Annotated in this window: 24 protein-coding genes; 9 read left to right on the plus strand and 15 right to left on the minus strand. The window is 56.3% G+C overall.

Annotated features, from left to right (window positions below):
- Positions 1-55: 55 nt before the first annotated feature.
- The gene (locus tag AC6I8T_RS02555) at positions 56-367 is read right to left on the minus strand and encodes a helix-turn-helix domain-containing protein (protein ID WP_208724693.1); all 312 of its coding nucleotides are present in this window, start codon (positions 365-367) and stop codon (positions 56-58) included.
- 233 nt (positions 368-600) lie between these two features.
- Positions 601-1,572 carry an octaprenyl diphosphate synthase gene (gene ispB / locus AC6I8T_RS02560; RefSeq protein ID WP_013507672.1) on the minus strand — a complete coding sequence of 324 codons (972 nt, stop codon included), beginning with the start codon at positions 1,570-1,572 and terminating at the stop codon, positions 601-603.
- Positions 1,573-1,827: 255 nt separating this feature from the next.
- Between ispB and rplU the strand changes: the two genes are divergently transcribed.
- From rplU to cgtA, 3 genes are all read left to right on the plus strand, one after another.
- Positions 1,828-2,139 (plus strand): 50S ribosomal protein L21, encoded by a 312-nt coding sequence (rplU, locus tag AC6I8T_RS02565; RefSeq protein ID WP_013507673.1) that lies wholly within the window; start codon positions 1,828-1,830, stop codon positions 2,137-2,139.
- A gap of 15 nt (positions 2,140-2,154) precedes the next feature.
- Positions 2,155-2,412 carry a 50S ribosomal protein L27 gene (rpmA, locus tag AC6I8T_RS02570; protein ID WP_006121751.1) on the plus strand — a complete coding sequence of 86 codons (258 nt, stop codon included), beginning with the start codon at positions 2,155-2,157 and terminating at the stop codon, positions 2,410-2,412.
- Between the two features lie 246 nt (positions 2,413-2,658).
- Positions 2,659-3,834: an Obg family GTPase CgtA gene (cgtA, locus tag AC6I8T_RS02575; RefSeq protein WP_021184255.1), complete on the plus strand. Its 1,176-nt coding sequence runs from the start codon at positions 2,659-2,661 to the stop codon at positions 3,832-3,834.
- Between the two features lie 148 nt (positions 3,835-3,982).
- On the opposite strand, the gene AC6I8T_RS02580 is transcribed toward cgtA, so the two are convergent.
- Genes AC6I8T_RS02580 through AC6I8T_RS02600 form a run of 5 tightly spaced genes read right to left on the minus strand, consistent with a single transcriptional unit; the run spans position 3,983 to position 8,835 of the window.
- Positions 3,983-4,399, minus strand: coding sequence for a hotdog fold thioesterase (locus AC6I8T_RS02580; RefSeq protein WP_021185718.1), 417 nt, complete (start codon positions 4,397-4,399; stop codon positions 3,983-3,985).
- A gap of 3 nt (positions 4,400-4,402) precedes the next feature.
- Positions 4,403-5,161 carry a 2,3-dihydro-2,3-dihydroxybenzoate dehydrogenase gene (gene dhbA, locus AC6I8T_RS02585; protein WP_021185719.1) on the minus strand — a complete coding sequence of 253 codons (759 nt, stop codon included), beginning with the start codon at positions 5,159-5,161 and terminating at the stop codon, positions 4,403-4,405.
- Positions 5,158-6,012 (minus strand): isochorismatase family protein, encoded by an 855-nt coding sequence (locus AC6I8T_RS02590; RefSeq protein WP_021185720.1) that lies wholly within the window; start codon positions 6,010-6,012, stop codon positions 5,158-5,160. Before AC6I8T_RS02590 ends, dhbA begins: the two co-directional genes overlap by 4 nt.
- Positions 6,013-6,029: 17 nt before the next feature.
- Positions 6,030-7,646: a (2,3-dihydroxybenzoyl)adenylate synthase gene (locus tag AC6I8T_RS02595; RefSeq protein WP_497833476.1), complete on the minus strand. Its 1,617-nt coding sequence runs from the start codon at positions 7,644-7,646 to the stop codon at positions 6,030-6,032.
- Positions 7,647-7,656: 10 nt separating this feature from the next.
- Positions 7,657-8,835, minus strand: a complete 1,179-nt coding sequence (locus AC6I8T_RS02600) for an isochorismate synthase (protein ID WP_497833477.1) — start codon at positions 8,833-8,835, stop codon at positions 7,657-7,659.
- Positions 8,836-9,011: 176 nt separating this feature from the next.
- On the opposite strand from AC6I8T_RS02600, the gene fepB reads away from it, so the two are divergent.
- Positions 9,012-9,977 carry a Fe2+-enterobactin ABC transporter substrate-binding protein gene (gene fepB, locus AC6I8T_RS02605; RefSeq protein ID WP_208724696.1) on the plus strand — a complete coding sequence of 322 codons (966 nt, stop codon included), beginning with the start codon at positions 9,012-9,014 and terminating at the stop codon, positions 9,975-9,977.
- On the opposite strand, the gene entS is transcribed toward fepB, so the two are convergent.
- A complete protein-coding gene (gene entS / locus AC6I8T_RS02610) occupies positions 9,972-11,222 on the minus strand; it encodes an enterobactin transporter EntS (RefSeq protein ID WP_497833478.1) in 1,251 nt (416 codons plus the stop codon). The genes fepB and entS overlap by 6 nt on opposite strands.
- A gap of 181 nt (positions 11,223-11,403) precedes the next feature.
- Between entS and fepD the strand changes: the two genes are divergently transcribed.
- Genes fepD through AC6I8T_RS02625 form a run of 3 tightly spaced genes read left to right on the plus strand, consistent with a single transcriptional unit; the run spans position 11,404 to position 14,119 of the window.
- Positions 11,404-12,360: a Fe(3+)-siderophore ABC transporter permease gene (gene fepD / locus AC6I8T_RS02615; RefSeq protein WP_244634015.1), complete on the plus strand. Its 957-nt coding sequence runs from the start codon at positions 11,404-11,406 to the stop codon at positions 12,358-12,360.
- Positions 12,357-13,328, plus strand: coding sequence for an iron-enterobactin ABC transporter permease (gene fepG, locus AC6I8T_RS02620; protein WP_208724699.1), 972 nt, complete (start codon positions 12,357-12,359; stop codon positions 13,326-13,328). The genes fepD and fepG overlap by 4 nt, the downstream gene beginning before the upstream one ends.
- The gene (locus tag AC6I8T_RS02625; RefSeq protein WP_021185727.1) at positions 13,325-14,119 is read left to right on the plus strand and encodes an ATP-binding cassette domain-containing protein; all 795 of its coding nucleotides are present in this window, start codon (positions 13,325-13,327) and stop codon (positions 14,117-14,119) included. The genes fepG and AC6I8T_RS02625 overlap by 4 nt, the downstream gene beginning before the upstream one ends.
- A 76-nt stretch (positions 14,120-14,195) precedes the next feature.
- Here the strand turns inward: AC6I8T_RS02625 and AC6I8T_RS02630 are convergent, their stop codons facing one another.
- From AC6I8T_RS02630 to fes, 3 genes are read right to left on the minus strand one after another with little or no spacing between them, the layout of a single operon-like run.
- Positions 14,196-18,113 (minus strand): enterobactin synthase subunit F, encoded by a 3,918-nt coding sequence (locus AC6I8T_RS02630; protein ID WP_497833479.1) that lies wholly within the window; start codon positions 18,111-18,113, stop codon positions 14,196-14,198.
- Positions 18,106-18,327, minus strand: a complete 222-nt coding sequence (locus AC6I8T_RS02635) for an MbtH family protein (protein WP_021185729.1) — start codon at positions 18,325-18,327, stop codon at positions 18,106-18,108. Before AC6I8T_RS02635 ends, AC6I8T_RS02630 begins: the two co-directional genes overlap by 8 nt.
- Positions 18,328-18,356: 29 nt before the next feature.
- Positions 18,357-19,568, minus strand: a complete 1,212-nt coding sequence (fes, locus tag AC6I8T_RS02640; RefSeq protein WP_208724701.1) for an enterochelin esterase — start codon at positions 19,566-19,568, stop codon at positions 18,357-18,359.
- A gap of 253 nt (positions 19,569-19,821) precedes the next feature.
- On the opposite strand from fes, the gene AC6I8T_RS02645 reads away from it, so the two are divergent.
- Positions 19,822-22,074: a TonB-dependent siderophore receptor gene (locus AC6I8T_RS02645; protein WP_497833480.1), complete on the plus strand. Its 2,253-nt coding sequence runs from the start codon at positions 19,822-19,824 to the stop codon at positions 22,072-22,074.
- On the opposite strand, the gene pmrB is transcribed toward AC6I8T_RS02645, so the two are convergent.
- From pmrB to dacB, 3 genes are read right to left on the minus strand one after another with little or no spacing between them, the layout of a single operon-like run.
- Positions 22,071-23,129, minus strand: coding sequence for a two-component system sensor histidine kinase PmrB (pmrB, locus tag AC6I8T_RS02650; RefSeq protein WP_021185732.1), 1,059 nt, complete (start codon positions 23,127-23,129; stop codon positions 22,071-22,073). The genes AC6I8T_RS02645 and pmrB overlap by 4 nt on opposite strands.
- The gene (gene pmrA / locus AC6I8T_RS02655; protein WP_021185733.1) at positions 23,126-23,788 is read right to left on the minus strand and encodes a two-component system response regulator PmrA; all 663 of its coding nucleotides are present in this window, start codon (positions 23,786-23,788) and stop codon (positions 23,126-23,128) included. Before pmrA ends, pmrB begins: the two co-directional genes overlap by 4 nt.
- Positions 23,788-25,221, minus strand: a complete 1,434-nt coding sequence (gene dacB, locus AC6I8T_RS02660) for a serine-type D-Ala-D-Ala carboxypeptidase (protein ID WP_036627468.1) — start codon at positions 25,219-25,221, stop codon at positions 23,788-23,790. Before dacB ends, pmrA begins: the two co-directional genes overlap by 1 nt.
- Positions 25,222-25,467: 246 nt before the next feature.
- Here dacB and greA point away from each other — a divergent pair, with 246 nt between their 5' ends.
- The gene (greA, locus tag AC6I8T_RS02665; protein ID WP_013507692.1) at positions 25,468-25,944 is read left to right on the plus strand and encodes a transcription elongation factor GreA; all 477 of its coding nucleotides are present in this window, start codon (positions 25,468-25,470) and stop codon (positions 25,942-25,944) included.
- A 107-nt stretch (positions 25,945-26,051) separates the two neighbouring features.
- Here the strand turns inward: greA and yhbY are convergent, their stop codons facing one another.
- Entirely contained in the window at positions 26,052-26,348 is a 297-nt protein-coding gene (gene yhbY, locus AC6I8T_RS02670) for a ribosome assembly RNA-binding protein YhbY (RefSeq protein ID WP_021185735.1), read from the minus strand.
- Positions 26,349-26,467 lie beyond the last annotated feature (119 nt).

Genomic DNA, 26,467 nt, shown 5'->3' on the forward strand with positions numbered 1-26,467 from the left:
ATCTTATCGGCTTGAAATAAAGAAACCAGTCGCATGATGCGGCTGGTTTTTTTTGTCAGAGATCCGGGCAAGAGGCTTCAGGATCTACAGGCAATTCAGGATCTTTTTCAGCGGGCAGGCGTACTTTGCGATCGCGTAAGCAACGTGTCTTAGGATCATAATACCGGCTCGGCCAGATCTCTGAGGGATGAATATTGAGTGCTCCGGCAATCAACCATTCACCTTTCGGCCAGGGGCGAACGATTGCATTGGCCAGCGTTGATGAGCTCAGACCTGACTGTCGTGACAATTCCGCCATTGTCATCCCCTTTTTTCTCAGGCGGGCGATAATGTCAGCCGAATGCCAGTCTTTTCTCCTTATGCGCATAAACTTCTACTCCTTGTCCATGTTGCCATCTAATCCAACGGGAGAATATGCCTTTCCTTCGCAAAGGTAGCTGGAAAGTTACAGATATTTATAGCAAAAAGATTCCAGAAATTTCCAGTAAGTTTCAAGTAATGATCAATAACTGCGTGATATTTCGCAAAAGTTTTGCAAACGATGTAAAAGGATGGAGCAGAAGTGAGAGCGAGAAGGGGCCAGAAACGGCCCCATAGAGATTAAAAATCGCGTTGGACGGACATATGGGCCAGGGCCTCAAGTGCGCTACGCCACGGCGTTTCCGGCAGGATTTTCAGCGCAGCGATCGCTTTATCAGCCTCTTCTTCCGCGCGTTGGCGCGTCCACGCCAGCGAGCCGCATTGTTGCATCGCTTCCAGCACGGGTTCCAGCAGATGGCGGCCATTACCCTCTTCAATGGCGCGACGAATCATCTGCGCCTGCTCAGGCGTGCCGTGGTGCATGGCATGCAGCAAGGGCAGCGTCGGTTTCCCTTCACTCAGGTCATCACCGGTATTTTTGCCCAGCGTCTCACCGTCGGCGCTGTAGTCCAGCAAATCGTCAATTAACTGGAAAGCGGTGCCAATATAGCGACCATAATCCTGGAGCGCTTTTTCTTGTGCCGGGGTGGCTTCAGCGAGAATGGCGGACGCTTGCGAAGCAGCTTCAAACAGACGGGCGGTTTTGCTGTAAATCACCCGCATGTAATTCTCTTCAGTGATATCCGGATCGTTGACGTTCATCAGCTGTAACACTTCGCCCTCGGCGATCACGTTTACCGCTTCAGACATCAGTGCAAGGATCTTCAGGGATCCCATGCTGGTCATCATCTGGAAAGCACGGGTGTAGATAAAATCACCGACCAGCACGCTGGCAGCGTTGCCAAAGGCGGCATTGGCCGTCGCTTTGCCACGACGCATATCGGATTCATCCACCACATCGTCATGCAGCAGCGTGGCGGTGTGGATAAATTCGATCAGCGCCGCATTGGTGATATGTTGCGAACCCTGGTAATTCAGTGCGCGTGCTGACAGCACCGCAATCATCGGGCGAATACGTTTTCCGCCGCCGCTGATGATGTAATAACCCAACTGGTTAATCAGCGAGACATCTGAATTCAGCTGGTCGAGGATGGTCTGGTTGACGGCCGCCATGTCCTGCGCGGTTAATTCATTAATCTGTTCTAAGTTCATTCGTCTGTTCAGCTATGACTCGTTTCTCGGCATGGTAAGCGCTTTTACCCAGCGTGAGTTCAGGTAATCTGTTACTGATTGTACTTGAAAAATCGCCTCGATAAACGTTTGCATTCATCCTGCGCTTTTTTTCTGCAAGAGAGTGCAAAGTGCACTTGTCTTCTGCTGGAGATTTGCGTAGAATTCGCGCCCTATTGTGAATATTTATAGCGCCGCCTGATAAACAAAAAGGCATGCGCAGAAGCGGAGTTTTATATGTACGCGGTTTTCCAAAGTGGTGGTAAACAACACCGAGTAAGCGAAGGTCAGACCGTTCGCCTGGAAAAGCTGGACATCGCAACCGGTGAAACCATCGAGTTCGACCAGGTTCTGATGATTGCAAATGGCGAAGACGTGAAAATCGGCGCGCCACTGGTTTCAGGCGGCGTGATCAAAGCAGAAGTTGTTGCTCATGGTCGTGGCGAGAAAATTAAAATCGTTAAGTTTCGTCGTCGTAAGCACTACCGTAAGCAGCAGGGCCACCGTCAGTGGTTCACTGATGTGAAAATCACTGGCATCAGCGCCTAAGAGGAGATCTGACAAATGGCACATAAAAAGGCTGGTGGCTCGACTCGTAACGGTCGTGACTCCAATGCAAAACGTCTGGGTGTTAAACGTTTCGGTGGTGAATCTGTTCTGGCAGGTAGCATCATCGTTCGTCAGCGTGGTACCAAATTCCACGCTGGTAACAACGTAGGTTGTGGTCGTGACCACACCCTGTTTGCTACCGCAGACGGCAAAGTTAAATTCGAAGTTAAAGGTCCGAACAACCGTAAATACATCAGCATCGTTGCTGAGTAAGGTTGTCGTGACGCAGACGGTTAACGTCTGAACGAACGAATGAAAGGCCCCGCAGCTTTGCGGGGCTTTTTACATTCTGCTGCGGAGCGCGCGTAAGCCTGCATCCTGACGCAGATTGCTGTACAATTTATGTACACAAGGCATTGCCCATCCTGTATTATCCGCCGCCGGTCAGCGCAGAAGACCCTGGCGGACCCGTTCGCAGTTGGGAACCCGCTGAGAACGTTAGTGTGACGGAGAAAGAAAATGAAGTTTGTTGATGAAGCGACGATCCTGGTGGTCGCGGGTGATGGCGGTAATGGTTGCGTCAGCTTCCGCCGCGAAAAATACATTCCGAAAGGTGGTCCGGACGGTGGTGACGGCGGCGATGGCGGCGACGTTTACCTGCTGGCGGATGAAAACCTGAATACCCTGATCGATTATCGTTTCGAAAAATCTTTCCGTGCTGAGCGTGGCCAGAATGGCCAGAGCCGTGACTGTACCGGCAAACGTGGTAAAGACATCATCGTCAAAGTCCCTGTGGGGACGCGTGTCATTGACCAGGGCACCGGTGAAACGCTGGGCGATATGACACGCCACGAGCAGAAGTTGATGGTCGCCAAAGGCGGCTGGCATGGTCTGGGCAATACCCGTTTTAAATCCTCTGTGAACCGTACTCCGCGCCAGAAAACGATGGGTACGCCGGGTGAAAAACGTGACCTGCAACTGGAGCTGATGCTGCTGGCTGACGTCGGTATGCTTGGTTTGCCGAATGCAGGTAAATCGACCTTTATTCGTGCTGTTTCTGCCGCTAAGCCAAAAGTTGCTGATTATCCGTTTACCACCCTGGTGCCAAGCCTGGGCGTGGTGCGTATGGACAGCGAAAAAAGCTTTGTGGTCGCCGACATTCCGGGCCTGATTGAAGGTGCTGCGGAAGGTGCGGGCCTGGGTATTCGTTTCCTGAAACACCTTGAACGCTGCCGCGTGTTGTTGCACCTGATCGACATCGCGCCGATTGACGAGTCTGATCCGGTAGAAAACGCGCGCATCATCCTCGGCGAGCTGGAAAAGTACAGCGATAAACTGTATCAGAAGCCGCGCTGGCTGGTGTTCAACAAAACTGACCTGCTGAGCCGTGAAGAAGCGGAAAGCCGTGCTAAAGCGATTGCAGAAGCACTGGGCTGGGAAAATAAATACTATCTGATTTCCGCTGCCAGCCGTGATGGCGTCAACGACCTGTGTTGGGACGTGATGAGCTTCATCATCGCGAACCCGAAAGAAGTCGAAGAAGAAGCGAAAGAGCCGGAGAAAGTTGCCTTCATGTGGGATGATTACCACCGTGAAGCGATGGAAAACGCGCAGGAAGTGGAAGAAGACGAAGACTGGGATGACGACTGGGATGAAGATGACGACGAGGGCGTCGAAATCATTTACCAGCGTTAATTGCTCCAGCAAAAAGCGGCCAGATGGCCGCTTTTTTGTTGCCGATGCGTAGCGGCGCGATTTATCGCGCAATACCCTACACAATGCCGGAAACACCCGCGCGATAAATCGCGCCGCTACGGCAGAAAGGATGGCATACCAGGTCAAATTACCCGAGCACTGCCACCGTCAAACGGCTACTACAGCACAACTGATCGCGTCCATTGCGGATCTCGATCTGCCAGCTTTGATTACGTGCACCGAGATGCAGTGGGCGGCAGATACCGCGCACTTCGCCGCTGCTGACCGCGCGGTGATGACTGGCACTCACCTCAATCCCCACCACGCTTTTTCCCTCTTCCACGCTGAGATAGCCGGCAATCGATCCCATCGATTCCGCCAACACCACCGATGCGCCACCGTGCAACAAACCAAATGGCTGCTGCGTGCGTGCATCTACCGGCATGATGGCCTCCAGGTAATCGTCGCCGATCACGGTAAACACAATGCCCAGATGTGCCACCAGTGAGTTCTCACCCATCCGGTTCAGTTCATCCAGTTCTATCGATCGTTTCCAGATTGCCATGCATCAGGCTCCCAGCGTCGCGCCACCGTCCACCACGATATCCTGGAGTACCACATGGCTGGCGAGATCGGAAGCAAGGAACAGAATGTTGGCAGCGATCTCCTGCGGTTTGGCGATCTTACGCAGTGGGATCCCGAGTTTATATTGATCCTGGAAACCGTTGATCATCTCCTGCTCCGCCTCCGGGGTATGCCACAGGCTGCGCTGCATATCGGTATCGGTCGATCCTGGTGAGACGATATTGCAACGCACGCCGAGCGGAGCCATCTCCAGACCTACGGTAAGGCACAGGCTACGTAGCGCCGCTTTGGATGCGCCATAGGCAGACATGCCAAGGCGTGGTGCATGGGCGGCATTCGAAGCGATGGTGACGATAGCGCCGGCCCGTTGCTGGCGGAACACCGGCAGCGTCTGCTGGAACATATTGAACGCACCACCGGCGTTGACGGCGAGGCAAGCCTGCCAGTCCTCAAACGCCAGCTCTTCGGTGCTGCCAATACGCAGAATGCCAGCACCGTTTACCAGCACATCGAGACGCGGTTGATCCGCCAGCAGACGCTGGCAGACGGTTTTCACTTCAGCAGCATCAGCAACGTTCATCACCTGACAGGCAAACGGATAGTCTGCCTGATCAAAACGCAGATCGAAGCCCACCACCTGCGCGCCCGCCTGATGAAAAGCCAGCGCCGTATGGTAGCCGATGCCTTTACCGGCCCCGGTTACCCAGACAATTTTTCCACGGAAATCAAACGGCAGGCTCATTTCGTCGACTCCCGCGACAGCAGTGCCCACCAGCCGTCAATGCTGGGATTCTTCGCCAGGCTAACGAAATCGATATCGCTGTGCACCTGACGCCAGCGCGCTGCCAGCGCCATCACGCGTACGGAATCAAGACCGTAGTCGATCAGATTCTCATCATCTTCCGGCACATCGTCATCTTCCAACAGCGGCAGGATCAGCGCGCGCAGATCGTCTTTGCTCAGCGGCAGCGGCATCAGATCAGCGGTCATCACCACTTTGCCGCTACGGCCAGCGGTGTAGGTCAGCGCCATCAGATGTTCTTCACGGGTAAAATCAGCCAGCGCATCGGCCACCATAAATGGTTGGATGTTGCGCATAAAGGCGTCAGTGGCGGTGGTCAGGCAACCGATATGGGCGTAAACGCCGGTAATGATCAGCTGATCGCGGCCCATCTCTTGCAGGATCGACTCCAGCGGAGAACGATGAAAGGCGCTGTAACGCCATTTGGTCAGTACATGATCGTGCTGATCCGGTGCCAGAGCATCAACGATCTTCTGTTGATCGGGATGCTTGTTGAGGCCGGGTCCCCACATATCATTCAGTAGCGCACGATCTTCATCGCTCTGCTGGTTAGGCTGCGCGGTGTAGAACACCGGGATGCCTTGCGCTTTGCAGTAAGCCCGCAGCCGCGCGATGTTTTCGACAACCTGATTCACCAGCGGGCTGTTTTCGCCCCAAAAATTAAGGAAATAGGCCTGCATATCGTGAATCAGCAGCGCCGCGCGTTGCGGCTCCAGCGCCCATTTCACCTTGTTGGCAGGCAACTCGGTGGCGGTCGGCAGCGGATAAGAGGTCAACTTTGGAATAGCCATACAATCTCCGGAACAGGTCAGGCTTGCGCTTGTTGGTCGGCAAGTTGTTGGCGCAGACGTTTTTTATCTACCTTACCAACCGGGGTCAGCGGCAGGGCGTCTACGCAGGTAATACGATCGGGTAATTTGAACTCGGCTACGCCCAGTTCGCGCAGATGGCGACGCAGCACCACCGGCTTAATCGGCTGGCTGGCGACAATAAAGGCGCAGCTCTTTTCACCCATCAGCTCATCATTCATCGATACCAGCGCAGCGTGAATCACATCCGGGTGACGTTGCAGCAGGTTTTCGATCTCCTCTGCGGCGATCTTCTCTCCGCCACGGTTGATCTGATCTTTTTCGCGTCCCTGTACGGTGATGTAACCCTGCGGGTTAATCTCAATCAGATCGCCGGAACAGTAAAACCCGTCGGCATCAAAGCTGGCGGCGTTATGCTCCGGGCTGCGATAGTAACCACGGAAGGTATAAGGACCGCGTGTCATCAGACGGCCCACTTCACCCACCGGCAATGCATTGCCATCGGCATCGGCGACCCAGACTTCATCATCATCAGAAATTGGACGTCCCTGGGTGGTGAGGATGGTTTTCTCGTCGTCGTCGAAGCGTGTGTAGTTCACCAGCCCTTCCGCCATACCGAAAACCTGTTGTAACCGGCAGCCAATTTCTTGTTGGATGCGGGAAGCCAATGTCTCACCCAACTTAGCACCGCCCACCTGCATCCGTTCCAGTGAGGCCAGCTGTTTGTTGCTGCCCCATTCCTGAATCGCCTGCAACCACAGGCTCACCGCAGGCGGCACCAGGCCGGTATCGGTGATCTGATGTTTTTCGATCAACGGAAAGCACAGTGTTGCGCTGGGATCGGCGGCCAGTACCACCTGACCACCGGCATAAAACACGCCGAGTGCGCCGGGTGAACTCATCGGAAAGTTATGTGCCGCAGGCAGTGCCACCAGATAGCGGGTGCGGTCGGTCACGGCGCAAATATCCACGCTGCCACGAATGCTGTAGTAGTAATCGTTGTGGGTACGCGGGATCAGCTTCGGCGTACCGGTACTGCCGCCGGAGAGCTGGAAGAAGGCCACTTCATCACCCGCACTCGGCGTTGGGGTGAAATCACCGGCGCTTTCCGCCAGCAGCGTTTCCAGGGTGTTTTCCGGCTGGGTGTCATTGCGCAGAATCACCTGCTGCAACGAGGGATGGCTGCGGCACAGCACATCGATAAAGCTATCATCAGCGAACAGCGGATGGGTACGATCGGCAATCAGCAGCACCGGTTCAATCTGCGCCGCGTAGGCGGTCATTTCTGTGCGCTGATGGCTGAACAACGCATTGACGGGTGCCACGCCGATTTTAAATAAGGCAAACAGGGTCAGATAGAAATCCGCCACGTTGCCGAGCTGCACCAATGCGGTATCGCCGGTTTTCAGGCCGCGACGTTGCAGGGCAGCCGCCAGGTTGTCGGTCAGCTGATTCATTTCGCGATAACTGATTTGGCGTTCGCCGTCGATCACCGCGATGGCGTCATTCTGTTGCTGACGCGCCAGGATGTCGGTCATTGGTACGTCGAGCCAGTAGCCTTTTTCGCGGTAACGGGCGGCGAGTTCGTCAGGCCAGCGGTTGTAGGGAATACTCATGGTCTTTCCTTTATTGCAGTCCAAAGGCGCGCAACATGGTGTCCAGCTTCACGCCGGTTTCACGCCATTCTGATTCGGGTTGAGAGTCGGCCACAATTCCGGCACCCGCGAACAGGCGCACGCGGCTGTCATGTACCGTGCCGCAGCGGATGGTGACGACCCATTCGCCATTGCCTGCGTCATCGCACCAGCCGACGATGCCGCCAAACAGCTGACGATCGAACGGTTCCAACTGTTGGATCAGCTGTTGCGCTTGCTGATGCGGGAAACCGCTGAGAGCCGGAGTCGGATGCAGCAGGCAGGCGAGGGACAGGGCATTCTCGCGCGGATCCTGCACTTCACCATCAATCTGCGTGGCGAGATGCCATAACGTTGAGGTGGTGATGAGCGAGGGCACTGTCGGCACCGACAGCAGACGGCTGCGCGGTTGCAGCGTGGAGCGCATCGCATCGGTGACCAGCTGATGTTCGTGCCGATCTTTACTGGAGTTCATCAACGTTTCGCCGGCTGCGCGGTCGGTTTGGCTGTCGCTATCGCGACGTGCGGAACCGGCGAGAGGACAAGAGCTGAAGTCACGCCCCTGCTTGCGCAACATCAGTTCCGGACTGGCTCCCAGCAACACACCACCCTGCGGCAGCGGCAGATGGAAATGGTAGCTGTTAGGGTTTTGCGCCATGACCCGCTGCATCAGCGCAGCGCTATCCACCGGTTGTTCAGTCACGATATCCATCAGGCGCGACAGGACCACTTTATCGAGATCGCCACGTTGTGTGGCCGCCACCGCATCTGCCACCATTTGGGTAAAGGCGTCGTGATCCGGCACTGCCGCACGGCGGCGCACGGCGGGCAGCGCACTCAGTTCGGTCGGTAACGCGGCCAGTAAATCGGCACGCTTAAAGGTCTGATGGGATTCAGGAATAAACAAAGCGGCAGGTTGGCTGACATCAAACGGGATCGCACCGACCAGAATCGGTTTCTCGATACCCTGTTTTTTCGCCGCCGCAAAATGCTGGCGCAGCTGTTGCTGAAAATCACCGTCTAACGCAGCAGCATCCTGAACCAGTTCGGTCAGGGTGGTGTAGCAACCCTGAGTCACCAGGCTGCGCCAGGGAGATGTGAACAGGAATCCGCGACAAAGTGCGGAAAAATCCTTCAGCCAGGCATTTTCAAACGTGGAGGATTCCACCATAATTTTCACCTATAAATGATAAGATTATTAAGAATGATTATCATTTTTATTATGGCCCTGTAACCTACGTCGAATGGTCCAAAGAGTCAATCAGTTCGCGGGTGTTCCCTTATCTTTAAGCGTTTTCCGGCATTTACGCCGGGGGCGGAAATAAGCTAAATGATGGATGAAAACTTATGAATAAATGCGGTTTATGGGGCATGGTTGTCCTGTTGTTCATTTTACAGGCTTTTAGTGGACTTGCGCGTGCCGAACAGGGCTGGCCACGCAAAATTCAGACCGAACAGGGCGTGGTGACATTGACCAAAGCCCCCCAGCGTATTGTCTCAACCAGCGTCACCTTGACCGGTTCACTGCTGGCGATTGATGCGCCGGTGATTGCATCGGGTGCTACCGCCCCCAACAGTCGCCTCTCCGACGATCAGGGCTTCTTCCGTCAGTGGGGCGAGGTGGCGAAACAACGCGGCGTCAAACGCCTGTATATTGGTGAAGCCAACGCTGAAGCGGTGGCAGCCGAAGCACCGGATCTGATTATCGTCAGCGCCACGGGCAACGACTCCGCCATCAAGCTGGTGAGTCAGCTTTCTGCCATTGCACCGACGCTGGTGATTAACTACGACGATAAAAGCTGGCAGGACCTGATGACGCTGCTCGGTGAGGCCACCGGTCATGAAACCGAAGCGGCGCAGCATATTAAAGCCTTTGCCGATCGTCAGGCCGCGCTGAAAAAAGCCATCACATTACCGCCGCAGCCGGTTTCCGCCCTGGTGTGGAATGGCGATGGACGCGCGGTGAATTTGTGGACCGCTGAATCGGCGCAGGGCAAATTGTTGCAGCAACTGGGCTTCACCCTGGCGATGCCCCCGGCCAATATTCAACAAAGCCACAGCATGGGACAGCGCAAGGACATCATTCAGCTCGCGGGTGAAAACGTTGCCAGCGGCCTGACGGGACACAGCTTCCTGTTATTTGCTGGCGATGACAAAACCCGTCAGTCGGTGCTGGCTAATCCGTTCCTCGCACAAAACGCCGCCGTGACGCAGCAACAGGTTTATGCAATGGGCGTTGACAGCTTCCGCCTTGATTACTTCAGCGCCAGCAACCTGCTGGCTCGCCTGGAAAAACTGTTTGTGAAGTCATGATGCTTCTTCCGCCAGCGTTACGGCTGGCGGTTGATAGCGACGTAACGATCCCATCACCAGCCACATCAGCACGCCCAGCAGGGTGGCAGCAAAGCCAAACACCGCGGCCGCCTGCTGAGGTAACAGCCAGGCACCGATCCCGCCAATCAGCGCCGCGCCCAGCGCATCCCCGGTGACGTTTTGTGCCGTCCATAAGCTGTTAATACGTCCCAGCAGCGCATCAGGGGTTAATGCCTGAATCAGGGTGTACTGCACCAGGCTGGTAATGGAACTGAAGTAACCAAACGCCACCAGGCAGAGCAACGCGAGGGGGAAGTCTGGCATCAGGCCAAACAGCCCGAGCGCCAGAAATGAGGCGATAGCGCTACTGAGAATCAATAAACCGGGACGTGCGGCCTGTGCTAACCGACCACTGGTGACAGCGCCGATTGCGGCACCCAAAGGCACGGCAGCGAACATCAATCCCAGTCGGTCGGCACTCACCTCCCAATGCGGAGCCAGCGCCGGATAGAGCACGCGAATCGCGCTCGCCAGCGTCACCAGTGCGCCCATCAACGCCGCCATCCCCACCAAAGGCGTGGTAAAAATAAATTGCACACCGGTTGCCAGCGATTTCAGGGGGTGCTCGCGCGGCTGTGGTGGCGGAGGTAGCATCGGCAGTTTTAGTAAGGTCAGCACGGTCAGTAAGGTCCCCAGCGCCGCGAGGATGAAGTTCCATACCACGCCGCCACTGGCAATCACCATGCCGGCTATCGCCGGTGACAGGATGGAGCCGAAACGTACCGAAAGCATGGTAATTGCGCCCGCCTGCATCAAATTCTCGCGTCCGACCAGCGCCGGAGTCGCGGCCAACAGCGCGGTGACGCCAATCGCACCGAAAAAGCCATCCCACAGCCCCAGCAGATACACCGCAGTCAGTGAGGGTTCAGGCAACGCCGCGTTGATCGCCAGTCCGACAAAGCCCAGACCACAGGTCGAGCGGGCGAATAAAATCAGTTTCTTACGTTCATAACGATCGGCCAGTACCCCGCCGGCTAGCAAACCAATAAACATGCCGCAGGCGGCTACCGTAACGCCGAGTCCAACCAGCAGGGGGGATTTTGTCATCTGCTGAATTTGTACCGGCACCGCCACCGCCAACATGCCGAGTGCGACAATCGAGATAAAGCGGGCGATAAATACCGCGCGAAACGCCGGATGGGATTTAAGCAGGGAGAGATCGATAAAGTGGGAGGGTTTGTTCATTTCTTCGCCTTTTTGCACCAATTTTCCTCATCTTCCGCGAGGCGAGTCATGATAACATAGACAAATACGAGTAATAACGATAACAAATATCATTATCACATTTACCCTACGCACGCGATTACGTTGATCATTAAAGGTTCATAACGCTATGCACCAGACTCGCGCACTTGCAGGATCAGGGATGCTGCTGGTGCTCCTTATTGCCCTGAGTTTAATGCTGGGGGCAAAATCCATCTCTCTTTCCGATGTTTATCATGCCGTGACCACCACCTGTGGTAGTGCGGATTGCGTTATCGTTCGCGAGGCGCGTCTGCCGCGTACCCTGGCCGGATTGCTGGCGGGCGTGGCTCTGGGGCTGGCCGGCGCGTTAATGCAAAGCCTGACGCGTAATCCACTCGCTGACCCCGGTATTCTTGGTGTCAACGCCGGAGCCAGTTTCGCCGTGGTGTTGGGGGTGGCATGCTTTGGTGCCAATGCGCCGTCCGAATGGCTTGGTTTTGCTTTTGGCGGTGCGCTACTGGCTTCATTGCTGGTGTCGATGACCGGCGCGATAGGTGGCGGGCGCGTCAATCCGGTGCGTTTAACCCTGGCCGGTGTCGCGTTAAGCGCGGTACTGGAAGGGCTGACCTCAGGCATCTCGCTGCTCAATCCTGACATCTATGATCACCTGCGTTTCTGGCACAGTGGTTCGCTGGATATTCGCGACTTCAGCATCCTGCGTACCCTGTGGCCAGCCGTTGCCGTCGGAAGCGTGGTGGCTTTCTGTTTGTCGCAAGCGTTAAACAGCCTGAGTATGGGCGGCGATATGGCGACCGCGCTGGGTACGCGCGTGGCCCGTACCCAGGTACTGGGGCTGCTGGCGATTGCGCTGCTGTGCGGTGCAGCCACCGCAGCGGTTGGACCGATTGCGTTTGTTGGGTTGATGACGCCGCATCTGGCGCGCTGGCTGGTGGGGAATGACCATCGCTGGCTACTGCCTGCTACCGCGTTGGTGACGCCGATCCTGCTGTTAACGGCGGATATTATTGGTCGCCTGCTGGTGCCAGGTGAGCTGCGCGTTTCTATCGTCACCGCCATGCTGGGAGCACCGATGTTGATTGTACTGGTGCGGCGCAAACTCGCGCGAGGTGTTGTATGACCCGGCGCGTCATGTTTCATACCTTCTGGTTGCTGCTCGGTTGCGGATTGCTCGCGTTTCTGGCGATGACACGGGGTGCTCTGCCGGTCAGCGGTGAACAAATCTGGCAGGTGATGCTGGGGCAGGGTGCCAGCAATATCAAACTGATCGTGCTGGAGTGGCGTCTGCCACGCGTGTTGATGGCGTTGCTGATTGGCGCAGCGTTGGGCGTGAGCGGCGCGATTTTCCAGTCACTGTTGCGTAATCCATTAGGCAGCCCGGATATTCTTGGCTTTAACACCGGTGCCTACAGCGGTGTGCTGGTGGCGCTGGTGTTGTTCAACCAAAACGCCTCGGCGATGACGGCTGCTGCGATGATTGGCGGCATTGCCACTGCCGCGCTGGTTTACCTGTTTGCCTGGCGTAACGGCGTGGAAACTTTCCGTTTGATTATCGTCGGCATCAGCGTGCGCGCGTTGTTGATGGGGCTTAACAGCTGGTTGATTATCAGCGCTTCGCTGGATGCTGCCCTCAGCGCCGGTCTGTGGAGCGCCGGTTCGCTGAACGGTATTACCTGGACAAAAACGCCGCCGGTGATCGTGGTGTTACTGCTGGCGCTGCTGTTGGTGGCGCTGCTGGCCCGCCGGATGCGTTTGCTGGAGATGGGGGATGACACCGCCTGCGCCCTTGGCGTGCCGGTGGAGCGTAGCCGCCTGTGGTTGATGCTGCTTGGCGTGGTGCTGATCGCTGCTTCAACGGCGCTGGTCGGCCCGATCTCCTTTGTGGCGCTACTGGCACCGCAGATTGCGCGCCGTCTCGGCGGCGGCATGCCGCTGGCCGGATTGTGTGGTGCGCTGTTGCTGATTGCTGCCGATTTCGCAGCCCAGCATCTGTTCTTACCTTATCAATTGCCGGTGGGGGTGATTACCGTCAGCATCGGCGGCCTTTATCTGATTGCTTTACTGGTGCGGGAGGCACGACGCCAATGACCGAAATCTCCAGTCGTCTCTATGGCGAAGGGTTGACGCTGGGTTACGACAAAAAAGTGGTGGCAGAAAATTTGTCGGTGGCGATCCCGGAAGGGGAACTGACGGTGATTATCGGCCCGAATGCCTGTGGCAAATCAACCCTGTTGCGCACCCTGAGTCGTCTGAATACGCCGTTAAAAGGTCAGGTGTTTTTGGACGGAGAAGCCATTGCGCGCTATCCCACCAAAGAGGTGGCACGCCGCCTGGGCCTGCTGCCGCAAAGTTCTAACGCCCCGGCAGGCATCAGCGTCACTGAGCTGGTGGCGCGTGGACGTTATCCACATCAGGCGCTGTTCGGGCGCTGGCGTGCTGAAGATGAAGCTGCGGTGCAGCAGGCGATGCTGGCGACCGGGGTGTCTGATCTCGCTGATCAGCAGGTGGATACCTTGTCTGGCGGTCAGCGTCAGCGTGTGTGGATTGCGATGGTGCTGGCGCAGCAAACGCCGTTGTTGTTACTGGACGAGCCGACCACCTGGCTGGATATCACCCATCAGATTGAATTGCTGGAATTGATGCAGGATCTCAATCAACAGCATGGCCGTTCGTTGGTGGTGGTGCTGCATGATCTGAATCACGCCTGCCGCTATGCCACGCACCTGATTGCTATGCGTCATGGACGGATTATCGCGGAAGGGAAACCGGCAGAGATTGTCACGCCCGCGTTGATTGAGCAGGTATACGGCTTGCGCTGCGTGATTGTGGAAGACCCGGTGGCGCATACGCCAATGATTGTGCCGCTGGGACGGCCGTAGCGGTGTGATTTATCGCGCGGTTCCGTGCGCGGTGCTGGAAAAAATCGGCGCGATAAATCGCGCCCTACATTCTGGATCAGAGTTTGCTCAGTAGCCGTTGTAATAACGGTCCGATTTGCTCAAACATCTTCGGTGAAATGATATCGACGTGGGCGCAATCCATCGGCCACACCTCCAGCTCGCCGACATAAGGTGCCCAGGCGCGACGTGCATCCTGTCCCGGCTGTTGCGTCTGTTCTGCGAGGAACAAGGTTGCGCGGCCACTGAAGCTGGCGCTGCGTGCCGTTGCCAACAGACGTACTGAACTGGCGTAGTTGGCTTCGATAGTGTCAAACATCACCTGCATCTCTTCACCCGCCTGATGCCGTTGCGCCGCAATAAACTGCTCGCGCTCGCGGTTCACTTCGTCCAGCACTGCCGGGTCCAGCACGTTTTCGCCGCGTTTTTCATCCCAGTTCTGCGTCTCTGGCGGCCAGGTATCAAGCAGGCCGAGGAACGCTACCTCTTCACCGGCAGCCGCCAGCCGTGCCGCAATCCCCTGAGCCAGCGTACCGCCAAGTGAATAGCCGAGGAAATAATAAGGGCCGTGCGGCTGTACCTCGCGCAGGGTGCGCAGATGGGCGTCGCACACCTCGTCCAGATGCGTGCTTTGATTCAACGGGCTGGCGGTGTCCGGCGACTGAATGCCGATCAACGACCAGCGCGCATCAAGGTAGCGTTGCAGAATGCTGAATTGCCACGCAAAGCCAGAGGCCGGATGGAAACAGAACAAATTTGGCCCAGTGCCCTGGCGCAGCGGCAGCACGGCCTCAAAACCGGCCTGCTGGTGGGATTGCGCATCACTTAACAATGCAGCCAGCTTCTCGACGGTGGAGGCAACCATGATCTGTCCGACGGTCACCGGCTGCCGGAGTTCACGGCGCAACTGGGCAGCAAGGCGCATCGCCAGCAGTGAATGACCGCCCAGGGCAAAGAAATCATCCTGGGCGCTGATGCTGTCGCGTGCCAGCAACTGACAAAACGCCGCAGCCAGTTGGCTTTCCAGGCCGGGATGCGGTTCACGCCCGGCGCTGGCGCTGCTCGCCTGCGGCAGCGGCAGGGCTTTGCGATCCAGCTTGCCGTTGCTGCTGAGCGGGAAAGCCTCCAGTTGGACAATCGCCACTGGCACCATATGGGTGGGCAGTTGCTGGGCCAGCGCGTTACGCAGGGCCTCACCGTCTACAGCATGATCGGCAATGACATAACCCACCAGTTGGCGGGCATCGCCTTGTGCCGTGGCCCCCCCCAACACCACGGCGTGCGTCACCGCTTGCTCAATGCCGGGTTGAGCGCACAACACATGATCGATTTCGTTGAGTTCGATGCGCTGACCACGAATTTTTAACTGGTCGTCACTGCGGCCAAGATATTCCACCGCGCCGTTGTCGAGCCAACGCGCCACGTCGCCAGTGCGATACATGCGTTCACCCTTGCCGGCCGGATCGGCGACAAAGCGGCTGGCGGTGAGATCGGGACGCCCCAGATAACCGTGTGCCAGTTGAATGCCGGTCAGATAGAGATCGCCCGCCACACCCGGCGGCACCGGTTGCAGACGCGCATCAAGGATACGCAGGCCGGTGTTCCAGACCGGATAGCCAATCGGCACGCTGGCACCTTCAACCGCCGCCAGTGACTCGCCGAACGCTGGATACCAGCTCACATCCACCGCCGCTTCAGTCGGACCGTATAAATTGTGCAACGGCACCTGAGTCAACTGCTCCCACTCGCGGGATAAATCGGTTGGCAGTGCTTCGCCGCTACAGAACACGCGGCGCAGGCTGGCACAACTGTTAATCGCGGCATCGTCCTGCAATGCGGCGACAAACGCCGCCAGCATCGAAGGCACAAAGTGGGTGGTGGTGACCTGATGTTGCGCGAACAACTGTTGCAGAGCTTCCGGGTCGCGATGGGCTTCCGGTGGGGCCATCACCAGTTGGGCACCGACCAGCAACGGCCAGAAGAATTCCCACACCGAAACGTCAAAGCTGCTCGGGGTTTTCTGCAACACCACATCGTCAGCCTGCAACGGATAGTGATTTTGCATCCATAGCAGACGGTTAACGATCGCCTCATGACCGACCAGCACCCCTTTGGGACGCCCGGTAGAACCCGAGGTATAGATGATGTAGGCACCGTCCTGCGGTTGCGGCGCGCTGAGCGGGGCTGGCGCATCCGTGTGATTAAACAGCGCATCGAAATGTAGCTGGCTGACGTCGGAGATGGCAGCAAAACGTGGTGCGAGTGACGCTGAGGTGATTAACGTTTGTGGTGTGGCATCTTCCAGCATCAGTTGCAGGCGATCATCAGGGTAGCCGGTATCAAGCGGCAGATAAGCCGCACCGAGCGTAACGATCGCCTGGAGTGCCAGCGACAACTGCACCGAACGCGGCAGCGCGACGGCAACAATATCGCCCCGTGCGACACCGGCGGCGCTTAGCTGTTGTGCCAGCGCAAATACCTGCTGCTGCATCTGACAGTAGCTGAGTTGATGCTGTGCATCGGCCAGCGCTGGCGCATCCGGGGTGCGGGTTACCTGCTGAGCCAACAGCGATGCCAGAGTCTCGGCAGGCACCGGGTGAGGGGTATGGTTAATATCCGCCAGCCAGTGATGTTCTGCTGCGGTCAACAGATCCAACTCGCCGCACGGGCGCTGCGGTTCCGCGGCCAACTGGGTCAGCAGCAGCGCAAAACGGCTGGTGTGGCGTTGCAGCGTCGCCAGATTGTAGCGTTCCGCATTCGCCAGCAACTCCAGCGTCAGCTCACCCTGTTCACTGATATAGATGGCGATTTCCAGATCGCGTACCGGACCAGAAGCCAGTTGATGGGTGATGCCCTCCACACCGGCGAAATCCAGCTGATAATCAAACATCTTCAGGTTGATCACCGGACCGTAGATCGGATCGCCATCGCCAAGGCGTCCCAGATCGCGTTGCACCTGTTCAGCGTCATAGCGCTGGTGGCGGCGCATTTTCTTCACTTCACCCGCCAGTTGCGTTGCCAGTGCGGCCAGTGGCTGTGACGGGTCGTAATGGATCGCCATCGGTAACACGTTAATCACCGGCCCGGTGGCGCATAGCGCGGCCGAACCGATACGCCGCATAAAGATGAAACCTGCGGAAAAATCGTTTTGCCCGCTGAGGCGTGCCAACCATAAGCCAACCAGCGCGAAGGCGAGATCGGCGGCGCTGTGCTGCGGATGTTGGCTGACCAGCGTCTGGAAGGAGGCGTGATCCATCGTCAGGCTATGGCGCAGCAGTTGGGTGCTGGCGCTTTGTCCGGCCAGCGGTTGCGCCGCCAGTGAGGCAGGGGCGGGCAGGGACGCCCCTTTTTCACGCCAGAACTGGCGATCACGTTCAAAGGAGGAGGATTGCTGATAACGCTGATACTCCTCCACCACTTCGCTAAAGGGGATAAACGGCGTGGGTTCTGGCTCCTGCTGGCGCGCCCAGGCGCTGTACAGGTTGGCGATGCGCCGCGTCAGGGCGGTAAAACTGAAGCCATCCACCACCAGGTGGTGATAACGCTGATACCAGAACCAATGCTGCTCGCCGAGGCGATACAGGCAATGATGATATAAGGGGGAACCGCTCAGCACGCGCAGATCGCCATTCATATCGTCACGCATCAGCGCGCGGGCTTTGTCTGCGGGATTCTCGTCTGAGCGCAGGTCAACCACTTGCGGTGCGGTGAAATGCTGGATCTGCGGCCATTGCAGCGCTTCGCCGTCTACCTCGCCAAACGCCATATTCAGCGTATCGGCCTCCTGCATCCCATTGATGATCGCTTTGCTCAGCAACTCACTGTCAATATCGCCCTGCAATTCAATAAAGTGCGCGACCGCATAGGCGTTGTGATGGGGCGACAGCTGATCGGCAATCCAGATGCCGGGCTGTGCTGCCACCAGCGGCAGGGTTTGTTGTTCGGTATGGGGTCGATTCATCAGGGATTCAGACATTGTCGCTCCGGTTGGTGTCCTGCGTCACTGGGCGGATATTCCCCCAGTTCTGTTCCAGCCAGTTGAGGCAATCAGGCTGTGGCTGCGGGCCATACACGGCGAGCCAGCCAGCGGGGAGGGCGCTGAACGCGGGCCATAAACTGTATTGTTGCTGCGGATTGCGCAGCACCAGACAATCCTGCTGCGGATCGTCGAAGGGATTGCGATGTTCCATGTCGGCTCCTGAGTCCGGGCGAGATGAATTTATGTCGGGGTGCGCCACAACGCCTGTAAACCATCAATCAGGCCACCACGCCAGCACAGCGCGTCGTGTCCCCCTTCTACTGGCTGGTAGTGCACCTGATAGCCAGCGGCCTGCAACTTCTGCTGTAGTTGCTGATTTGCCTGCAAAATCAGTCCTTCACGTTTACCCGCTTCCAGCCAGAAACGCAGCGGCTGGCGCGGTGCCAGACCTTGATCCAGTTGCTGCAACAGCCAGCCATGCGGATTACCACGCTCCGGCCACCAGAAGGAGCCCGACAAACTGATGGCGTTGCCAAACTGCTGCGGCCAGTGCAGCGCCGCAAACACTGATGCCAGACCGCCGAAGCTCTGCCCGGCGACCACGGTACTGGTGGCCTGCGGTTGGTACGGTGCCCACTGCGCGACCTGGGGAAGTAATTCTTCCTGCAAGGCTTGCCAGAACAGCGGGTTACACGGCAACTCACGGCTGCGGTGCTCACGATCAATGATGTCGATAAACAGATAGACGGCAGCAGGCAATGCGCCCTCATCGGTGAGTTGTTGCAGCGGTCCGGCAATCGGCATGCTGTTGGCCCAGAACTGACCGTCGAGCAAAATTGCCAGTGGCCGTGACGCGGGTTGGGCCTCGCCGGTGCAATAGATCCACACCCGGCGACTGTTGCCGAGTAAGTGGCTGTCCCAGCGATATTCTTGCAAAGGGATTGCAGGGGCGTGGCCTTCATCTATCGCACGCCATAGCTGCTGATTGGGTGCCAGCGGCAGATGCAATGGGGATACCCCCATGCCGCGTCCACCAGACCAGCCTCGCAGGGCATTGAGCGGATCCGCCTGGGCGGTCGGGAATTTGTCGCGCCACCAGTTGCGCAGCGTGTACATATCGACATCGCCGGAAAAATCCGTCGCCTGCTCATCTGGCATCAGGCAGTAGCTGCCACGCCAGTTGGCTGGCAGGGTGGTTTGCCAGTACCAGACATCGGTATTGGCTACTCGCATCAGGGATTGTGGGGCGCGGCGCTGGTGGTGATCGGTCACACCGGTGATGTTAATCCATACCCGCTGGATAGGTGACTGCGTCTCGTTGCCCTGCGGATCGCGCCAGAGGAAAGTGACCTGGCACTCGCCGTTCACTTCGCCTTCCACACGCGGGATACCTTTACGTTGTTGCTCCTGCCACCAGGCTTCACTGCCGGTTAGATCATTTAGCCAGGTCATAGGTGCTGCCAGTCGCCATTTACTCAAGGATTCTTTCACAAAGGTTATAAATAATACTATTGATAATTATTTGCATTTGCAATAGGGTGTTTCCGCTCATAAATGAGCACGCTCGTTCCGCCTGTCAACTTTCCCATTAAGGAAAGGATGCGCAACGGATAGCACTGCCAGGCTTGGAACGGGGTTTTGATAAGGACTGTGACCTTCTCACCGGCTCGCCAGCCACCTTTGCTGGCAATCCAGGAACGAAAAAATGACAAAATATTCGCGTTTATCATTAGCCATTCTGATTGAACTGGGCCTACTTTCCAGCAGCGCCTGGGCAGCAGATACCTCCAGTAGTACGACTACCAGCACAGACGCCAGTTCACATGATGGCGGCACCATGATGGTGACCGCCGAGCAACAGACGCTACAGGCTCCCGGTGTTTCCACCATCACCGCTGATGAAATCAAAAAGCATCCGCCAGCCCGTGACGTCTCTGAAATCATTCGAACCATGCCGGGTGTTAACCTGACCGGTAACTCCACCAGCGGCCAGCGTGGCAACAATCGCCAGATCGATATTCGTGGCATGGGGCCAGAAAACACCCTGATTATGGTTGATGGTATGCCGATCACCAGCCGTAACTCGGTGCGACTCGGCTGGCGTGGCGAGCGTGATACCCGTGGCGATACCAACTGGGTGCCACCCGAGTTGATCGACCATATCGACGTGATCCGTGGACCGGCAGCGGTGCGCTACGGTAACGGCGCGGCGGGCGGTGTGGTGAACATCATCACCAAAAAATACACCGATCAGCAGTGGCACGGTTCCTGGAATACCTATTTCAACGTACCGCAGCATAAAGATGAAGGCGCAACCAAACGCACCAACTTCAGTCTGCAAGGGCCGCTGGGCGATGATTTCAACTTCCGTTTATATGGCGGTTTAGCCAAAACTCAGGCTGATGCTTACGATATCAACGAAGGCCATGCGGCAGATCGTACCGGGACTTACGCGGGCAGCTATCCGGCGGGACGCGAAGGTTCAGTCAATAAAGATATCAATGCCTTATTAAGCTGGGCGTTTGCGCCGATGCAGACCCTGGAACTTCAGGCGGGTTATAGCCGTCAGGGCAACCTGTATGCCGGTGATACCCAGAACACCAACACCAGCACGCTGGTGAAAAGCCTGTACGGTGACGAAACTAACCGCCTGTATCGTCAGAACGTCTCGCTGAAGTGGACCGGTGCCTGGGATAATGGCGTCAGCACCAATACCTGGGGACGCTACGAGAAAACCCGTAATACCCGCATTAATGAAGGCCTGGCAGGCGGCACCGAGGGGATCTTCTCCAACAGTGGTTTTAACACCATTCAGTTGGATGACATCATGCTGCACAGTGAAATCAGCATCCCGTTTGAATGGTTGATCAACCAGACGGCGACCCTGGGCACTGAATGGAACCAGCAGCGTATGAAGGATCCGTCTTCAACCACGCAGGCGGCCAACTACGGTAGCGTGCCGGGTATCTCCAATACCGGACGTAGTCCTTACTCACAGGCTGAAATCTTCTCGTTGTTTGCTGAAGACAATATGGAAGTCACGGACAGCACCATGCTGACCCCAAGCCTGCGCTTCGACCATCATTCGATTGTTGGCAACAACTGGAGCCCATCACTGAACCTGTCGCAAGGTCTGGGTGATGATTTCACGTTGAAGATGGGGATTGGCCGTGCTTATAAGGCACCAAGCCTGTATCAGACCAACCCGAACTATCTGTTGTACAGCAACGGCCAGGGTTGTGCTGACGCCTCCAGCGCCTGTTATCTGCAAGGTAACAAAGACCTGAAAGCGGAAAACAGCATCAACAAAGAGATTGGTCTGGAGTGGAAACACGAGGGTTATCAGGCCGGTTTGACCTGGTTCCGTAACGATTATCGCAACAAAATTGAAGCGGGTATGGTGTCAACCGGTACCGCTTCCAACGGCACCACTAACATCTACAAATGGGAGAACGTGCCAAAAGCGGTGGTTGAAGGGCTGGAAGGAACGGTTAACATTCCTTTCTCCGATACGGTGACCTGGAATAACAACTTCACCTACATGTTGCAGAGTAAGAACAAAACTACGGGCGACCGTTTGTCGATTATTCCGCAATATACCCTGAACTCGACACTGAGTTGGCAGGCAATGGAAGATCTGTCACTGCAAACCACCTTTACCTGGTATGGTAAGCAGGTGCCGAAGAAGTATGACTATCATGGCGATCCGGTTACCGGCAGCGCCACCGATCAGGTTAGCCCTTACTCCATCCTCGGCATGAGCGGTACTTATGATGTGAACAAGTACATCAGCGTGACAGTAGGTATCGACAACCTGTTCGACAAGCGCCACTGGCGTCAGGGTAATGCCCAGACTACCGGTAACTCAACTACCGGCGCTTACCTGTACGGTGCGGGTGCCAATACCTACAACGATTCAGGCCGCACTTACTACATGAGCCTCAACACCCAGTTCTAATTCAGCAACTGAGGCAAATGGCAGCGGGCAATCAGTCCGCTGCCATCTTTACGGTTCAGTAACTCCAGACGACCACGATGCATCTGCACGATGCGCAGCACGATATTCAAGCCCAGCCCACTGCCGCCATAACGTTGATCGCGCCGCCGAAAGGCTTTGGTTAACTCCTCTGCCGCGCTGGCTTCGATGCCTGGCCCTTGATCCCAGACTTCAACAATCACTTGTTGTTGTTCCTGACGTAACACCACCTTCACTTCACTCCCTTCCGGGCTGTAGCGCGAGGCGTTTTCCAGCAGATTGCGCAGCATCAGGCGCAGCAATACCGCTTCGCCCTGCTGCGCTACGTCGGCACCCTGCGGCCAGTGCAGTTGCTGCTGGCGTTGCTGATAAAGTTCGGCCATCTCGGGCTGGAGCGGTTGCATGATGTCTTGCTGCCAGTGCAGCTGTTGATAATGACCACTGGCCAATGCCTGACCGGCGCGTGACAGCATCAACAACTGTTCGACGGTGTGCATCAGCTGGTCAATACGCGCCACCAACATTTCGCTCTGCGGTACATTCTGTTGTTGCAGTAATTCCAGATGCAGACGTAACCCCGCTAACGGTGTACGCAACTCGTGGGCGGCATCGGCGGTGAATAAGCGCTCCTGCTGAATGGTATGGTCAAGGCGTGACAACAGCTGATTAATGGAGGTGGTCACTGCCACGATCTCTTCCATCTCAGAGTAGATCGGCAAGGGGGACAGGTTATCGGCAGAGCGATGTGCCAGGCTGTTTTGCAGTGACTTCAGTGGGCGGATAATCCAGTTGATTGCCCAGAAGGAGAACAGCAGCGTCAGGCACACCATCACCAGCGAAGGCAGCAGTAACGAGGCTATCGCTTCACGGATTTCATTTTCAACGTGTTCATTGCGCGCTTTGGCGGAGAGGGTTTCACTCACCAGAAAGCCAATCTGCTCCCGGCTTTCGTGCCATAGCCACACGGCGCTCATGATCTGGCAGGTGAGCAGAATCAGCGCCAGCATAATCAGTAACCGCTGACGCATGCTGTTCATTCGCGCACTTCCAGCCGGTAACCCACACCACGGACGGTTTTGATGCGGTCTTTGCCGAGTTTGCGGCGCAGATTATGGATATGGACTTCCAGGGTGTTGGAGCCGGGATCATCATTCCAGCTGTAGAGATCCTGCTGCAAGGTTTCACGGTGCACGTTCTGCCCGACCCGCATCAGCAGGCGCGTCAGCAGCGCGAACTCTTTGGGGGTGATCTCCAGCGGCAGGTTTTCCAGCAACACCTGTTGAGAACTGAGGTTGAGGGTCAAATCGCCCTGCTGAAGCAGGTTGTCGCTGTGCCCCTGATAGCGCCGAATCAATGCGCGTGCCCGGGCCTGTAACTCGACCAGCGCAAAAGGTTTTACCAGATAGTCATCGGCACCGGCATCCAGCCCGTCTACGCGATCTTCCAGCGCATCGCGAGCGGTGAGAATCAATACCGGCACGTTGATGCCGTCACGTCGCCACTGGCGCAACAAGGTTGCGCCGTCACGATCCGGCAGACCGAGATCCAACACGATCAGGCTGTACTGGCCGCTGCGCAGCAAGGCATTGCTCTCTGCGGCGTTGGCGGCACAGTCCACGGCGTAACCCTGAGCGCTCAATGCCTGGGCCAGGCCCGATTGCAGCAGCGCATCATCCTCAACGATTAACAGTTTCATCAGTTGTTCTGGTAAATATCCTTGTAGAGGCGGCTCTCAAAACGTACCAGTGGGATACGTCGCGTCTTCTGATCTTCCGGTGGCACAGCATAACCTGAAAGGTATTGCACAAAGGCGACACGCGCGCCGCTGGCTGTGGTGATAAATCCTGCCAGATTATAGACACCCTGAAGTGAACCGGTTTTGGCCGAGACTTTGCCATCGACACCCGCTTCATGCAGACCACCACGATATTGTAGCGTGCCGTCATAACCCGCAAGCGGTAACATCGAGATATAATTCAGCGTCGAATCATTTTTGGCAATGTATTGCAGCACCTGCATCATGGTATCCGGTGCGATCAAATCATGGCGTGACAGGCCGGAACCGTCTACCTGAATGCTGTTACCGAGATCAATACCGGCTTTTTCGCGCAGGATACGCCGCACCGCGTCAGAACCGGCGCGGAAGGTGCCAGGCACGTTAAAGTAATGATGGCCGATGGTACGGAATACGGTGTCGGCGATCATGTTGTCCGATTTCTTCAGCATGGTGTGCAGCAGATTATGCAGCGGCGCAGATTGTGTTGAGGCCAGCACCGTGCCCGGCGATGTAACCTGCGTCTGGCGTACCAGATGACCGCTGTAATCAATGTCTGCGGCGCGCAGTTCATCGCGCAGAATCTCTCCGGCCCAGGCGGCACCATCCTGAACGGCAAACGCCAGCGGGAGCGGTTCGGCACGTTGACGCATGCAGCCGGTCAGGGTGTAACGATTCAGTTCACCTGGCACCACATCCAGCTCACAATATTGTCCTTCACCGCTGTTGCGGCCCAGGGTGCGTACCTGGCTGAACATGTGAGCCGGATAATAAGAGGCGATGCGCACAAAGGCATTTTCGCCCGGCGTGTTGGCGCTGTAGAGCGAAACGGAGAAACAGTTCTTATCAACAATAGCCGCGCCCGGCGGGGCGCTGAAGCATTGGGTCAGGTCGTTCCACGGCCAACCCGGTGCCATATCATGGCTGGCGAAGACCGAGGTATCGATCACCAGGTTGCCTTTAATATGGGTGATACCCTGCTTTTTCAGTGCGGCAACCATGTTGCGCAGATCCTGACGGCTGAGCGTCGGATCACCGGCAAAGCGCGCCACCAAATCGCCATTCAACGTACCATCGCTAACGGCGCCTTTGGTTTCCAGCGTGGTCTGAAAACGGAAGTCGGGTCCGAGCTCCAGCAACGCCGCCAGCGCGGTGACCACTTTCATGGTACTGGCGGGCAGCGCCATCTGTTTGCCATGAAAGTCGATTATCGGGGTTGATGCGCCCACTTTTTGTACCATCAGCGCCAGGTTTGCGCCGTCTGGCAAATACTGCATGTATTCTTCAACGGGGGCTGCTTGTGCCTGCAGCATAAACGCACAGGTTAGTCCGGTAACAAGTCGTGAAAATCGCATAATCTCGCGGTAACTGACGGGTGAAGGCGACAATACTACGTCCCCGGACGGTGCAAAGTAAACGATGACCCACAGGGAACTCTGGGGTAAAATACGTATCAAAATGCAAAACCGATCCTGACCCGGAACGCTTTCCGGGTCAGGATTCTTTTGCTTGTGAAATGAGGTAACGCGCCGCAGAAGCTGTTTTCTGCTGTCACCTGTCAGGATGACGCCGTTAACCAGGAAAGATGACGAGGAGCTAAAATGAATCAGATTCCGATGACGTTGAAAGGCGCTGAGAAGCTGCGCGAAGAGCTGAACGAACTGAAAACCGTTAAGCGCCCGCGCATCATCGCCTCAATTGCCGAAGCCCGTGAGCACGGCGATTTGAAAGAGAATGCCGAATATCATGCCGCCCGCGAAGAACAGGGTTTCTGCGAGGGTCGTATTCAGGAGATCGAAGCTAAGCTCTCCAATGCGCAAGTGATTGATGTGACTCAGATGCCGAAAACCGGCCGCGTCATTTTTGGTGCGACCGTGCAGGTGCTGAACCTTGATACCGACGAAGAATCCACCTACCGCATCGTGGGGGATGATGAAGCCGATTTTAAACAAAATCTGATTTCGGTGAACTCGCCAATGGCGCGTGGTCTGGTCGGAAAAGAGGCGGATGACGTCGCCATCATCAAAACCCCGGGTGGCGATGTGGAATATGAGATCCTGAAGGTGGAATACCTTTAAGATATTGCTACGCTTTGAAATGCATTGCTGCATATTGTAAAGAAAGGAAAAAGGCCGCATAGCGGCCTTTTATCCCATGCAGGAGCATGGCACTTTCTTTGCCCGCCTTATGAGCGAGGCAGAGAAATTTTGCTCTCTTTTGCAGGGCGATACAGCACCAGCGTTTTGCCGATGACCTGTACGTTGCAAGCTTTCGTTTCGCGAATGATTGCGTCAACGATCAACAGTTTGGTTTCACGATCTTCCGAGGCAATTTTTACCTTGATTAATTCGTGATGTTCCAGCGCCTGTTCGATCTCGGCGAGCACGCCTTCAGTCAGGCCATTTCCGCCCAGCATAACAACGGGTTTCAATGGATGGGCAAGACCTTTCAGGTGCTGTTTTTGTTTGGTACTCAGATTCATCGTATTTTTTTGCTTACTTAGGGATTGAAAACGGTTCATTCTACCGCCATCTCGGGTATATCGCCAAATCAACGCAACCGATGCGTGCTGATTTATCGCTACGATGACGATTTAACTGG

The organism is Pantoea sp. X-Soil-OKNW-556 (genome assembly GCF_059730695.1).